The organism is Candidatus Microthrix parvicella Bio17-1 (assembly GCF_000299415.1).
Classification (GTDB): Bacteria; Actinomycetota; Acidimicrobiia; order Acidimicrobiales; family Microtrichaceae; genus Microthrix; species Microthrix parvicella.
Map to the genome: position 1 here is coordinate 1644141 of NZ_AMPG01000001.1, position 13621 is coordinate 1657761.

General features: G+C 69.4%; 11 protein-coding genes and 1 tRNA gene. 7 read left to right on the top strand and 5 right to left on the bottom strand.

What is annotated here, in order from left to right; all coding sequences use genetic code 11:
• Positions 1 to 61: 61 nt before the first annotated feature.
• The 4 genes from MPARV_RS0107955 to MPARV_RS0107970 all read left to right on the top strand — a co-directional run bounded on the left by MPARV_RS0107955 (position 62) and on the right by MPARV_RS0107970 (position 3975).
• On the top strand, positions 62 to 2083 hold the full coding sequence (locus tag MPARV_RS0107955) for a methylmalonyl-CoA mutase family protein (RefSeq protein ID WP_020377859.1): 2022 nt from the start codon (positions 62 to 64) through the stop codon (positions 2081 to 2083).
• Positions 2080 to 2694, top strand: a complete 615-nt coding sequence (locus tag MPARV_RS0107960; protein WP_020377860.1) for a hypothetical protein — start codon at positions 2080 to 2082, stop codon at positions 2692 to 2694. The genes MPARV_RS0107955 and MPARV_RS0107960 overlap by 4 nt, the downstream gene beginning before the upstream one ends.
• A gap of 221 nt (positions 2695 to 2915) precedes the next feature.
• Positions 2916 to 3854 (top strand): sigma-70 family RNA polymerase sigma factor, encoded by a 939-nt coding sequence (locus MPARV_RS0107965; RefSeq protein ID WP_012223273.1) that lies wholly within the window; start codon positions 2916 to 2918, stop codon positions 3852 to 3854.
• A gap of 25 nt (positions 3855 to 3879) precedes the next feature.
• Positions 3880 to 3975, top strand: a tRNA-Sec gene (locus MPARV_RS0107970).
• 82 nt (positions 3976 to 4057) lie between these two features.
• Here MPARV_RS0107970 and lnt read toward each other — a convergent pair.
• A complete protein-coding gene (gene lnt, locus MPARV_RS0107975) occupies positions 4058 to 5710 on the bottom strand; it encodes an apolipoprotein N-acyltransferase (RefSeq protein WP_020377861.1) in 1653 nt (550 codons plus the stop codon).
• A gap of 145 nt (positions 5711 to 5855) precedes the next feature.
• On the opposite strand from lnt, the gene MPARV_RS0107980 reads away from it, so the two are divergent.
• Both MPARV_RS0107980 and MPARV_RS0107985 read left to right on the top strand, forming a co-directional pair.
• Entirely contained in the window at positions 5856 to 6362 is a 507-nt protein-coding gene (locus tag MPARV_RS0107980) for a DUF456 domain-containing protein (RefSeq protein WP_012223276.1), read from the top strand.
• Positions 6359 to 6988, top strand: a complete 630-nt coding sequence (locus tag MPARV_RS0107985) for a class E sortase (RefSeq protein ID WP_202948817.1) — start codon at positions 6359 to 6361, stop codon at positions 6986 to 6988. The genes MPARV_RS0107980 and MPARV_RS0107985 overlap by 4 nt, the downstream gene beginning before the upstream one ends.
• On the opposite strand, the gene hemG is transcribed toward MPARV_RS0107985, so the two are convergent.
• Genes hemG through hemE form a run of 3 tightly spaced genes read right to left on the bottom strand, consistent with a single transcriptional unit; the run spans position 6980 to position 10544 of the window.
• A complete protein-coding gene (hemG, locus tag MPARV_RS0107990; RefSeq protein ID WP_020377863.1) occupies positions 6980 to 8413 on the bottom strand; it encodes a protoporphyrinogen oxidase in 1434 nt (477 codons plus the stop codon). The two genes, MPARV_RS0107985 and hemG, sit on opposite strands and share 9 nt — an antisense overlap.
• Positions 8414 to 8443: 30 nt before the next feature.
• Positions 8444 to 9409: a ferrochelatase gene (gene hemH / locus MPARV_RS0107995; RefSeq protein ID WP_020377864.1), complete on the bottom strand. Its 966-nt coding sequence runs from the start codon at positions 9407 to 9409 to the stop codon at positions 8444 to 8446.
• The gene (hemE, locus tag MPARV_RS0108000; RefSeq protein ID WP_020377865.1) at positions 9390 to 10544 is read right to left on the bottom strand and encodes a uroporphyrinogen decarboxylase; all 1155 of its coding nucleotides are present in this window, start codon (positions 10542 to 10544) and stop codon (positions 9390 to 9392) included. The genes hemH and hemE overlap by 20 nt, the downstream gene beginning before the upstream one ends.
• A gap of 214 nt (positions 10545 to 10758) precedes the next feature.
• Here hemE and MPARV_RS0108005 point away from each other — a divergent pair, with 214 nt between their 5' ends.
• A complete protein-coding gene (locus MPARV_RS0108005) occupies positions 10759 to 12894 on the top strand; it encodes a HelD family protein (protein ID WP_020377866.1) in 2136 nt (711 codons plus the stop codon).
• A 63-nt stretch (positions 12895 to 12957) separates the two neighbouring features.
• Here MPARV_RS0108005 and MPARV_RS22455 read toward each other — a convergent pair whose 3' ends face one another.
• On the bottom strand, positions 12958 to 13620 hold the full coding sequence (locus MPARV_RS22455; RefSeq protein WP_081582150.1) for a TetR/AcrR family transcriptional regulator: 663 nt from the start codon (positions 13618 to 13620) through the stop codon (positions 12958 to 12960).
• Position 13621: the final 1 nt, after the last annotated feature.

Sequence of the window (13621 nt, forward strand, 5' to 3'; positions counted from 1 at the left end):
CTCTACGCTGGGCGGGTCCGTGGCAACGGACCGTTGCCGCCCTGCCGAGGAGTCACACCACATGGGAACCGCCGACCTGGACGACCTGACCGCGGGTTTCACTGCGCCAGACGAGGCCGAATGGCTGGCGCTGGTGGACACAGCGCTCCGGGGCAAGCCGATCTCCGCCATCGAAACCACGCGGCGCGACGGCATCTTGGTGGCCCCCCTGTACCGCCGACCCGACGGCGCTGATGCCCCCATCTCGCTGCCCTACCCCGGCCAGGCACCGTTTACCCGGGGCGTGGCCCCAGCCGGTCGAGCCGAAGGGGCCTGGGACATTCGCTGTGTCGTCGACGCAGCCGACCCGGCCACCGCTGCGGCCAACGCTCTGGCCGACCTCACCGGCGGAGCATCCAGCCTGACGGTGCGATTCGACGAGGCTGCGCGCCGGGGGCTGGCCCCAACCGACCATGCATGGACGGAAACCGCCGGCGTGGACGGATTGTTGGCCCTCTCCGTTGATGCCCTGGACGCCGCGTTGGAAGGGATCTTCCTGGAGGCGGCGGCCATCAACCTGGATGCCGGAGCCTCCTTCGAGTGTGCCGCCGAGCTGCTGGTGGGTGTTTGGCTGCGACGCGGCATCGACCCGGTGGAGGCATTGGGAAGCTTCGGCGCCGACCCGGTTGGCGCCCTCGCCGCCACCGGCACGCTGCCGGGCGGCATCGAGGACGCTCTGGCCGCCGCCGGTCGGTTGGCGGCCCGCACCCACGAGGCATTTCCCGAGGTCACCGCTCTGAGCATCGACACGGCCCCCTATGCCGAAGCCGGCGCCACACCCACCCAGCAATTGGCCGCGCTGTTGGCGACCGGACGACAGATGCTGGCGGCGGTCACCGACGGCGGGCTGAGCCTGGAGGCGGCGCTGGCGCAGGTGACGGCCACGCTCACCCTGGACGCCGACATCTGGGGCGGTGTTGCGCTGCTGCGTGCGGCTCGCCGCTGCTGGAGCCATCTCGCCCTCTCGGCCGACGCCCCCGAGGGCTCTGCGGCACTGGCGGTGCACACCCGCACCTCGAACGCCATGATGACCCGACGCGACCCGTGGGTGAACCTGCTGCGGGGCACCGCCGCCACCTTCGCCGCCTCGGTGGGCGGGGCCGAATCGATGACCGTCGCTCCGTTCGACACCGCCCTGGGTCACAGCGACGGACTGGCGCGACGGATGGCCCGCAATACCCAGCTGCTGGCCCAGGAGGAGTCGGGTCTGGGGCGGGTCATCGACCCCGCCGGAGGCTCGTGGTACGTCGAGTCGCTCACCGACACCCTGTGCACCAACGCCTGGGAGCTGTTCGTCGAGATCGAGCGTCACGGCGGCATGGTTGCGGCGCTCACGTCCGGATGGTGGGGCGCCGAGATCGCCACCGCCAGAAATGCAACCCTCGCCCAGGTTGCAACCCGGGCCCGCCCCATCACCGGCGTCTCGGAGTTTCCTTTGCTCACCGAATCGGTGCCCGAGCGAGCAACCATCGACCTCGCGTCGGTCCGCCAGACGGCTCGCGCCGCCTGGGAGGAGACCGACGGGGCTTCTGATCAGGCGACCCCGTCCGCTCAGGAAACCGCTGCCGTCGCGACGCTGCCCGAACCGCTGGGAACGGTGCGCTGGGCACAGGGTTGGGAGGCGCTCCGGCAACGCAGCGACGATGCGCTGGCCGCCACCGGCGAGCGGCCGCGGGTGTTCCTCGCCAACCTGGGGCCGCCGGCGGTGCACATCGCCCGGGCTTCCTGGGCGCGCAACGCTTTTGAGGCGGCGGGCATCGAGGCCCTGGAGACCGACGGCTTCCACACGCCCGAAGTACTCGCCGAAGCCTTCGCCGCATCAGGAGCGCCGCTGGTGGTGGTGTGTTCGTCCGATGCCGTCTACGACGACTGGGGCGCACCGGCAATCTCCGCCCTGGCAGCGCACCGGCCCGCCCGTCTTTATGTGGCCGGCCGGGCCCGGTCGGGCCTGAGCGACGTCGACAACGACGTCTCCGCCTTCGTCGGCGTGGGGGTGGACCTGCTGGAGTTGTTGGGCGACGCCCACGATGCCGCAAGGACGTGACGAACGACGACCCAGGAGGTCACCACCTGAGTGGGGACCTGCTGGCGGCATGGACGACCGGCCTGGCCTGGGCCGAGCACCGAAGCTGGGCGATGGCCGGCCACTGGTCGACCGCCGCCACGATCGACGGTGTCACCGCAACCCTCGCCCCGATCAGCGCCCATCACGGCCGGCGCGCCGACCAGCTTCGAACGTTCTGGCCCCAACGGCGGGGCGGAACCGACGGTGCGGCCTCGCCGGCTGGCCCCCCGACGCCCGACGACGGCCCGCTTCTCGACCTGGCCAACGCGCTGGACGAGGCCCAAAGGTCGCTCGGCCCCCCCGGGGAGACCACGTGGACCGGGACCACCTCGATGGCGGCGCTGAGGTTGACCGCCCAGCTGATCCTGCCGAGGTTTTTGACCTGCTACAAACAATTGCTGGAATTGGCGAATGCACCGTCCGACGCCTCAATCCGCCGGATTTGCGAGCTGGCGTTGACGGACACAACCGCTGATTTCGTTACTGCGACAGCAAAGTTGGCCGCCCTCGGTGAGAATCCGGGTCCATCGCAGATCGATGACATCCAGCACGCGGGCATGGGGCAGAACCCCACTCATCGGCCAAAATAGGTCGCATATCGGGTGGCACCCCTTGACGACGTCCGTATCCTGCATAGTGCCCCAGTTCGTAGATGGAACACCCGACCCACCCATTCTCCACTGAGGCGATCTACCCAGTTCCACGTCACAGCAGCACACCGCAGCGTCAAAATCGTCTTAGACGAAGGCGCGCGTACTAGAGCCGCAGTGACGAACCACCCAGCACCGACCCCAGCAATGGAAGGAACCACGTGGCGAAAGATCGCGTAGAGCGCGACGAGGAAGACCTCGTCCGCCTGTACCTCACCGATATCGGCCAATACCCCCTGCTCACCAAGGACGACGAGGTGCGCCTCGCCCAGGTGATCGAGAAGGGTGCCGATGCCCGAGGGCAGTTGGAGAACCCCGAGATCACGTTGACCCCGGCCAAAAAGCGTGAGCTGCGTCGAGCCGCCCGTAAGGGCGACGGAGCCGAGCAGACGTTCGTGCAGTCCAACCTGCGCCTGGTCGTGTCGATCGCCAAGAAATACCAGGCGTCGGGCCTGCCGCTGCTGGACCTGATCCAGGAGGGCAACCTGGGCCTGATGCACGCCGTCGAAAAGTTTGACTGGCGCAAGGGCTTCAAATTTTCCACCTATGCCACCTGGTGGATTCGTCAGGCGATCACCCGCGGCATCGCCAATACCGGCCGCACCATTCGCCTTCCAGTACACGCCGGCGACACCCTCGCCCGCCTGCAAAAGGCCCGCGCCCGCCTCGAGCTGAAGCTGGGCCGGCCCGCCACGCTGTTGGAACTGGCCGCCGAAGTGGAGATGCCCGAGGAAAAGGTCACCGAGGCGCTGCGCTTTGCGGCCGAACCGCTGTCGCTGTCCGAGCCGCTGCGCGAGGACGGCGATGCCGAACTGGGCGACGTGGTCGAGGACCGGTCGGCCGAGTCACCCTTCGAGGTGGCCGCCACCGCGCTACTGCCCGAGGAAATCTCCCGGCTGCTGTCGCCGCTGGATCAGCGTGAGCGCGAAATCCTCAAGCTGCGCTTCGGTCTCGACCGGGGCGAGCCGCGCACGCTGGAGGAGGTTGGCGAGCACTTCAACCTCACCCGGGAACGCATCCGCCAGATCGAGGCTCGGGCCATGAGCAAGCTGCGCCACCCATCGTCCGACACCGGCGCCCGCGACCTGCTGGCCGTCTGAGCAGCCTCGGCGGAGTTTCAGTCCTGGAGGTGTCTGGGTACCTGGTGGGCTCCCCCGCCTTCAAAGCGGGTGGGACGGGCGATCCCCGTCCGGCGGGTTCGATTCCCGTCCACCTCCGCCAATCGCACTGACCATCGGGCCCGGCCACCAAGGCCGGGCCCGATGCGCGTTTTGGGTTGGGCGCGTCCTGGATACGGGTGCGCTTACGGGCGACGAGGCCCGGCTGAACGGCCGCGTCGCAGACGGTCGCTCAGCCGATCACGCAGCGCGCTCTCCCCCGGCTTTGCCAACACCCAGGCGGCCAGGAGCAGAACCGTTGACAACAGGCTCGGAAACAGCAGGCCCGTCGTCTGGGCGATCGTGTTGCCGTCGCGGCGTTCGATGGTGGCTTGGAGCACCCGTTGCTCGGACACCGCCGTGCGTTGGACCACACCGCCTGATGGGTTGACTACAGCCGAGAACCCGGTGGGTGCCGCCTGCAGCACCCACCGGCCGGACTCGATGGCCCGCAGGCGGCTGTTGGCCACCTGCTGGGACTGCACCAGGGTCAGCCAGTAGGAAGCGCCGTTGGTGGGGTTGAGCACCAACTGCCCCCCGGCGGCCACGCCCTCGCGCACCCGGCGGGGGAAGAAGATCTCCCAACTGATCACCGCGGCGGCCTTCACGGTCTCACCCGATGCCAGCGGAAGATCGAGCACCGCCAAACCCGTGCCGGGCAACTGGTCGCGCCGCGGCAACAGGCCCCCGCCGATCGATGCCTCGATCGGTTCGATGATCGGTCGGAACGGCACGTACTCGCCGAACGGTACACGCCGCTCCTTGTCATAACGGGAGCCCGCAGCGTTTAAGGCAACCGTTCCATCGGGGCCGTAGACAATCGAGAAGTTGGCGAAGTGTTTGGCGTCGACACCCTCGACCACGCCCACCTCCAACGGCGCTCCCAGCCTCCGTGCCTCATCGGCCAGCACGTCGTTCCATTCGTCCTCAGCCAGCTTTCCGCTGATGGTGACCACGTTCTCGGGCCAAACCACCAGGTCGACCGCCCCATCGCCGTCGATGGTCTGGCTGGCCGTGAGATGCCTGGCGAACACATCGGCCGGGTCGGTGTCCAGCGCCACGGTGCCCTGCGGACCACCGCCCTGAACCACCGCCACCCGCAGGGGCGCAATTGCGTTGCCCGAAGGGGCCACGACGCCCAGCATGGCCACAGCGGCCACGACACCGATCAAGGAGCCACCCCACGCCCAACGGCGCCGGACCAGCGCCTCGATGCCCACCCCCACTGCCGCGATGCCCAGCGTCAACAGCACCGGACCACCAAGCCGTGCGATGGGGGCCAACGGTGCGTCGGCCTGCGTCAGCGAGGCCATCGACAAGGGAACCCCACCGAACGGAGCGTGGTAGCGAATCAACTCGGTGACCGCCAACGCTGCGGGTAGCGCCAGCACCCTGCTGGGGCCGGGCGGGGTGGCCAGCCCGGCGAGGCCGAGCAGCGACGCGAACACACAGACGGCGATCACGTACCCGGGCGGAGTGAACGTGACCATCCACAACAACGAGGGCACAAACCACCCCAGCCCCACCCCGCAGCTGCGCCAAAACCGGCTGCTGGGGGCGGCACCGGCCAACAACGCCACCCAGCCGGCCACACCAAGCAGGGTCAACGGCCACCATCCCCAGGGTGGCAGTCCGGCGCACACCGCCAGCCCGGCCGCTATCGATGCCGCCGCCGCCAACGGTCGGCCAGGTGACCAACCCGAGCCCACCGCCCCCGGTGAAGCCTCGGCGGTATCGCTGAGCTCGGATGAATCCGACGGATCATTCGCGAAAACTTCGTTTGTGTGGGCATCGCTCACCGCGCAAGTACACCAGACTGGGCCCGATGAGCGGGTACCGAGATCGAAGGGGGGAACCCAGAGCGGGCGCGGACGCCGGTCGACTCACCCCGGAACGGGCCTCTGTGGGCGATCGAGGTGGTTGGCCGGCGCCGGGTGCTCGGTCATGGTGACGCTGGCGGCTACCGGCTCGCCGGTGTGGTTGGACGTGACCGTCGGCGTGGTGCTGCTGGTGGCCATGCTGGGCGTGGTGGTGCCGCTCCTGCCCGGGGCGGCGCTGGCCTGGGCGGCACTGCTGTTGTGGGCGCTGGCGGAACGCTCGGTGACCGGCTGGCTTGTGCTGCTGGCCACCTCAGGCCTGGCCGCAGTCGGTTTCGTGGTGAAGTACCTGGTGCCCACCCGCCGGATGCAGGGCGGAGGCGTCCCCACCACCACCATGCTGGCCGGTGGCGTCGTCGGCATCATCGGGTTCTTCGTCGTGCCGATCGTCGGGGCCCCGTTGGGATTCGTGATCGGGGTGTACGGGGCCGAGTGGTACCGCCTCCGCACCCACGCCCTGGCTTGGACGTCCACCAAGGCGGCGCTGGGTGCCGTAGGGTTGTCGATGCTGATCGAGTTCACCACCGTGGCGATGATGGCCGCCCTGTGGCTGGCGGCGGTGGTGCTGACGTGACACGCCGCCACGCCGCGCCCATCGCCATCTGGGCCGTGACGGTGGCGGTCGGGCTGGTGGGTGGGATCGCGGCGGTGCGACAACTGCTCCCCGACGACCATTCCGAGCAGGCGCTGAGCGTGGTGCCGGTGCCAGGTGCCGATACCACGAACGGACGGGTGGAGACCGCCGAGGTACTGATGCCGGCCGGCACCCCGGCCGCCACAACGCAGCCGGGGATCCCGGACGAGATCACCGACTGGGAGGACGTTCGGTTGGTCATGCCCACCCTGGGCGAGGACGTGCGGGTCGTGGAGGGTGTGGACCTGGGCGCGCTCTCCCGAGGAGTTGGCCATTGGCCAGGCACTGCGGAACCCGGCCAGACCGGCAACATGGTGATCGCCGGGCACCGCACCACCCACGGCGCCCCGTTTCGCCGCCTGGACGAGTTACGCGTCGGCGATGACGTTGGAATCGGCGCTTCCGGCCAGGTGGTGACCTACCGGGTGACCGGAACCGAGATCGTCGACCCCGGCCAGGTGGAGGTGGCGCGTCCTACAACGACGGCGACCGCCACGCTGTTCGCCTGCCACCCGCCCGGCTCGGCCGCCAAGCGCATCGTGGTGCGGCTGGCCCGATCAGCCTGAAACGGCGTCCGCTGCCGCCGCACGCCCCTGGCGGATGCACCCGGGTACCCCGATCCCCCGATAGGCCGCCCCGGTCAGCGTCACGTTGGGCAACTCGTCGGCCAGGGTGGCATCAAGGGTGTCGCAGCGTTCGAGATGCCCCACGTCGTACTGCGGGAACGCACCGGGCCAGCGAGTCACCGAACAGTCCTCAACGGGGCCGTCCAACCCGGTGAGCGTGCGCGCCTCACCGAGCACGCGTGCGACCAGTTCGTCGGTTGGCAGACGGGACGAGTCGGGATCGCCGTCGTGGCCCACCGAAACCCGTAGGCGTACCAGCCCGTCGGTGGTCAGGTGCGCCCACTTGGTGGATGCGTAGCTGATCGCCACGGTGATGAAGCCGGAACCGTGCGGCACCAACAGGCCCGAACGACCAGGTGGGGTGGTGACCCGATCCGGGCGCACAGCCAGGCGCACCATGGCCACCGAGGCGGTGCGCAATTCGTCCAGCAGCAACACCGCGCCCGGCGCAGTCGGGTGGGCCGGGCCGGCGCCGCCACGGAGCAGCGCCGCTGCCACCGCACCGGGCACGGCCAGAATTACCGCGTCGGCGGTGACCTCACGAGGTTCGCCCGAGCCGGTCGACTCCACGTCGATGGCCAGACGCCCCCCGGCCGTCCGAACCGACCGGGCCCGAACGCCATCGCGCAGCGTCACGCCTCGGTTCGTCAGCTGGGCGCGCAGCGTGGCAATCAGCTCGCCCATGCCGCCGGGCAGCCCGTAGAACGGCGGCGCCACGGTACCGGCCACAGCCGCCGCCTGACGGGAAGCAGCCAGATCCTCGGCCAGACCCGCAGCAAGCGACGGCCCCGCCCGCGCCACCCGGTCCAGTTGCGGTGCGACCGCCGCCAGGCTCAGACGATCGAGCACCCCTGCGTTGATGCCGCCAAGCAGCGGCTGCACCAGCCGGTCGGCGATGCGGTCGCCGAAGCGTTCCCGAATGAGTGAACCCACCGAGCGGTCCTTGGTGACAGGTGCACCCACACGGCTCAGCTCGGCACGCACCTGCTCGACGTCCGCGGCCTCCACCAGCGGCGAGCCCCGGAGCGCTGCCGGATCGGTGGGTACGCCAAGCACCAAACCACCGGGCATCGGGTGGGCCGCGCCGTCCAGCCAGATGGCGGCGCCCCCGGCCGCCGGCGCTGTCAGCCGGTCGGTCAGGTTCAGCTCATCGACCAGGGCCAACGCCTCCGGGACACGAGCAAGAAACATGTCGGCGCCCTCGTCGGTTGGCAACCCGGCCAACGGCGAAGTGCGGAGCTTTCCTCCTGGGGCCGGAACGCCGTTGTCGAGCACGCTCACGCTCACGCCGCGCGAGGCCGACGCCTCCCAGGCTGCGGCCAGCCCGGCGATGCCGCCGCCAACGATTACAAGCCGACGGGTCACCGCATCGGCCGACCGGTCGTCACCACGGGTTCAGGTTTCCAGGGCTTCACCGGGTAACCCGGATTCTGCAACCTGATCGTGGATCAGCTCGGCGAGTTCGGCCATCACCGACCGATCGTCGTTGACCACGGCGGTTCGCGCGAACGCCAAACCGAGTGACCCCGCGAGCCGCGCCGCCTCGATATCGAGGTCGTAGGCCACCTCGAGGTGGTCGGAGGTGAACCCCTGTGGCACCACCAGCACACCCTCGGTGTGGCCATCCTCGGCCAGGGTCCGAAGCTGCTCGAGGACATCGGGGCCCGCCCACGGTTCGGGAGTGCGTCCTGCGGACTGCCAGCCCAGCGTCCACCTGGCAGCGTCCAACCCGGCCGCCCCAGCGATCGCGGTGGCCGAGGCGGTCAGCCCTTCGACGTAGGGATCACCGTCCAGCACACGCAGCGGCAACGAGTGAGCGGTCACCAACACCTTGGTGTTCGTCGGCATCGCGGCCAGGCAGGCGCTGAGCTGACGCGCCATGAAATCTCGATAGGCATCCAACGACCACCAGGAGTGGATTGCGGCGTAGCCGATGCCGGCGGCTGAGCACGCCGCACGCGCCCGGTCGTGGTACTGCCCCACCGACGCCGCCGAATAGTGCGGGGCCAGAACCAGACCGACGATGTCACTCACCCCGACGTCCAGCAGATGCGCCACGCCGTCCTCGACAAACGGCGCCGCATGCTTCTGCCCCAGCGCGGACGCCCACCGACCGGGCTGATCCTGCTGCAACGACAAGGTGATCGTCCCCACCTGATCTGCGGTGCGACGACGCAGCGTTGAGGTGCCCCCAAGCGCCTCGTATCGGCCCACCAGATCGGCCAACGCCTCCTCGGTCGGCGGCCGACCACGTCGGATGTGGGTGTAGTACTCCTCGATCTGATCTGGCGACTCCGGAGAGCCGTAGGCCATGATCAGCGCGCCACGGCGGGCGTCGGACTCATTGGTGACGGGATGCATCGTGCGCCTCCTTGCGGGCCAGGTGGGCTTCGGCCGGCTCGCCGCCGGCTGTGCCCTCCTCAGCGATTGCACGTCCACGGTCGTGAACGAACTCCACCAGTGCCTCGAGGACCTCAGGGTCGGTCTCGGGCAGTACGCCGTGACCCAGGTTGAACACGTGCGCACCGCCGGGACCCGCCTCCCGAAGCACCACCTCGGCCTCTGCCAGCGTTGGCGCCACACCCGCCAGCACGATCGCCGGGTCCAGGTTGCCCTGCACCGGTAGCCCGCCGGCACGAACCCGGGCCTCGCCCAGGGGCACCCGCCAGTCCACGCCCACCATGTCGGCCCCGGCCTCGGCGAGCAGGCCCAACAGCTCGCCGGTGCCAACGCCGAAGTGCACCCGTGGCACCCCAAGGTCGGCCAGTTCCGCAAACACCCGCTGCGACGTCGGCAGCACGTAGCGACGGTAGTGGGCCGGGGTGAGCGCACCGGCCCACGAATCGAAAAGCTGCACCGCGCTGCATCCCGCCGCCACCTGGGAGCGGATCGACGCAATCGCCAGGTCGGCCAACGCCTCCATCAGGTCGAACCACAGCGCCTCGTCGGTGAACATCAACGCCTTGGTGGCGCCGTAGGTGCGCGACGGACGACCCTCGATGAGGTAGCTGGCCACGGTGAAGGGCGCCCCCGCAAAGCCGAGCAGCGGCACGTCGGTGGCGCCGACGACGTTGCGGATGGTCTCCAGCACGTAGGGGGTGTCGGCCTCCGGATCCAGGGGGCGCAGACGCGCCAGGTCTGCTCGGCTGCGGAACGGGTGTTCCACGACCGGCCCGACGCCGGGAACCACGTCGATGCCAACCCCGATGGCGTGCGCCGGGGTGACGATGTCGCTGTAGAGCACCGCCGCGTCCACCCCGTACCGTCTCACCGGTTGCAGCGTGATCTCGGCCGCCAATTCCGGCTGGACGATGGCGTCAATGATCGAGCCCTCGCCCCGAACCGCCCGGTACTCGGGGAGTGACCGGCCGGCCTGGCGCATGAACCAAATAGGAACCCGGTCGGGGTTGCCGCCGCGTGCGGCGGTCAGAAATGGCGACTCGACGGGATCGGCGGCAGGGTCGCCATGGGAGACGCTGGAGGAAGACGTGGTCACAGGCGCGCATCCTACCGCCGGCAGAACGACGACCGATCTGCGCGCCGACAAGCCACAGGTCACAGCAATCTGCGCCCCATGAGGGGCCTCGCAGCCGAGCGCCCGGAGGTGGCGCATGGGCCGGGACCACAGCCCGACCGGTAAGGTACCCAGTCCCCAAAACGGCGCCACAAGCCCGGTTTGGACCGATCAGAAGCGGAGGATTCCCCGTTCCGTGAGCCCAGATCCCCAACTCTCGGCCGAGCAGGCCTACATCGATTTTGCCTATGAGTGCCTGGACGCCACCCGCCGGGCCGCCGAGGGTGTCCGCGACACCGTCATGCACGAGGCGGGCGGCACCTTCCAGGCCCGTCACGAGCGGGACGTGATCTGGGATCGGGTGGCCTCCCGGCTGGCCCAGCTGGAATTGGGTGACACCGCCCTGTTGTTCGGTCGCATCGACACCGACGGCGAAGGTCGCTCCGACGAGCCGCCCGACGCACACGCGCCTCCGGTGGGCGACCCCGCCCCCGACGGCGCCGAGTCGTTTTACATCGGACGCATGTCGGTGGCCGACCGAGCTCAGAACCCCGTCGTGGTCGACTGGCGGGCGCCGGTGGCCGAACCGTTCTACCGAGCATCCGGATCGGACCCGATGGGCCTGGTTCGTCGCCGCCACTTCGCCATCCGGGGTCGATCGCTGCTGGGCATGGACGACGAATTGTTCGGCTCGGCGGCCGAGGCGTTGGACCACGGCTCGGTGCAGGGGCACGGCGCGCTGGTGGCGGCACTGGAGGAACGCCGCTCGGGCAAGTTGTCCGACATCGTGGCGACCATCCAAGGCGAGCAGGACGAGGTGATCCGCGCGCCGTTGGCCGGTGTGCTGGTGGTGCAGGGCGGGCCCGGCACCGGCAAGACGGTGGTGGCGCTCCACCGGGCCGCTTATCTGCTCTACACCCACCGCTTTCCGCTCGAGGGGCAAGGCGTGCTGGTGGTAGGGCCCAACCGGCTGTTTCTGTCCTACATCGATCAGGTGCTGCCATCGCTGGGCGAAGCGGGCGTCCACACCGCGGTGATCGGCGACCTCATCCCCGATACCCGGGTGGCGATCACCGAATCCCTGCCCGTCGCCCGAATCAAGGGCGACCTGCGCATGGTGCCGCTGTTGCGAAAGGCGGTCAAGGACCGTCAACGGGCACTGCGCGAGCCCCTGGTGGTGCCCTTCGGGCTGCAGCGCCTGCGCCTCAGCGTTGCAGAGAGCCGGGAGATTGTGGCCGACGTTCGCCGCCGCGTGCGTCACCACAACGCGGGCCGCCGACAGGTTGAGGAACGGGTGTTCAGCCGGCTGGCCGAGCGCTCTCGCCAGCCGATCTCCCCCGAAGACCTGCGTTCGCGCATCCGCAACAACGATGAGGTGCGCTATGCGTTGGAATGGATGTGGCCGGTGCTGAGCGCCTCCGACCTGCTGAACGACCTGTACAGCTCCCGGGCGCTGCTCGCCTCCGCCGCCGGGGGCCGCCTGACCGCCGACGAATTGGACCTGCTGGTCAGCCCGCGACACGACGACCCCTCCAAGCGGGTGTGGGCCTTTGGCGATGCGCCGATCCTGGACGAGGCGCTGGTTCGCCTGGGGCCTCGCCCCAACCGTCGCGACAGCGACGTGATCCGCACCTACGGACACATCCTGGTGGACGAGGCCCAGGACCTGTCCCCGATGGAACTGCGGTCGCTCAGTCGTCGCAGCCTGGGAGGATCGATGACCGTGGTCGGCGACATCGCCCAGGCCACCTCACCGTGGGCGCACGACAGCTGGGACGACGTGATCGACGCCCTGCCCAAACGACGGCCTTCGGTGCGGGTGGAACTGAGCACCGGCTACCGACTGCCCGGCCCCATCATGGACCTGGCCGCCCGACTGCTCCCCCTGGCGGCGCCGGACCTGGAGCCGCCCACATCGATCCGCGAACTGGGCTCAGAGCCGGTGATCGACCAGGTGAACGACGGCCCGGGCGAGCCCGAATTCGACGAGGTACTGGTTGGAGCCGTGCAGCGCGAGGTGAGCGCTGTTGGTCAGGGGAGCGTGGCCGTGGTGTGCACCGGCAGTGCGCTCGCCCGCTGCGAGGCCGCGCTGACCAAGGCCGGGGTGAGCTTCGGCCGTGCAACCCGGCATGGACTGGACCAGCAGGTCACCGTGGTGGAGGTGCGCATGGTGAAGGGGCTGGAGCTTGACGCCGTGATCGTGGTGGAACCGGCCGACATTCTGGAAGCCGATGACCGGGGGGCGCAGGCGCTGTACGTGGCCCTCACGCGAGCCACTCAACGCTTGTCGCTGGTGCACCAGCGCCCGCTGCCCGCCGTGTTGGTCGGTTGATCAGTGGCCGACCGAGGCTGAAAGCCCCAGATGGCCGATACGTCCGGGAGGCGGCCAAACCGGTCAACCGACCCGGGCGGCCATGCCTTCGAGCAGGGCACCCAGGCCGAAGGAGAACGACTCGTTCATTTCGTCCATCGTCTGACCTGCTGATATGGCGGCCTGCTCGCCCATCACGCTTCCCATCAGATAGCGGGCGGTGGTGCGCACCACCAGGCGTGCCGGTAGTTCGTCGAGGCCGGCGGCCACCAGATCGGCCTCGATGCCCTCAACACGGGTGACCAAAGCGGTGGGTCGGGTGCGCAACAGTGCGGCGAACGTGGCGGGGTGACGGCGCGACAGTTCCAGAAAGGCGCTGACCTCGGAGCGGACCAGGTCGACCCAGCCGCGCCGGTCCGCGTCCACGGGCTCCTTTGACCCAGCCGGGTTGACGGCCGGGTCCAGCTCACTCAGCAGCCGTTGAGCGATCGCCTCCATCAGCGCCTGACGGTCGGCAACGTGGTGATAGGTGGCCATCGTGGACGAACCAAGACGGGAGGCGAGGCGGCGCATCGAAAGCGAATCCGGGCCCTCGGACTCGATGAGCTCGATGGCCACGCCAACGATGCGTTCAAGGCTCAGCGGCGTCCGGGGTCGGGACGCGTCTTGCTGCTTGAGGCCGCCGCCTCCCGGCTGACCCGTCGCACGATCTACCGAAGACCCGGCATCGGCCCGTTGAGGTTCCACA

Coding starts and splice junctions, on each gene's coding strand:
- MPARV_RS0107955 (WP_020377859.1), top strand. CDS start 62: ATGGGAACCGCCGACCTGGACGACCTGACCGCGGGTTTCACTGCGCCA.
- MPARV_RS0107980 (WP_012223276.1), top strand. CDS start 5,856: ATGGTGACGCTGGCGGCTACCGGCTCGCCGGTGTGGTTGGACGTGACC.
- hemH (WP_020377864.1), bottom strand. CDS start 9,409: ATGCATCCCGTCACCAATGAGTCCGACGCCCGCCGTGGCGCGCTGATC.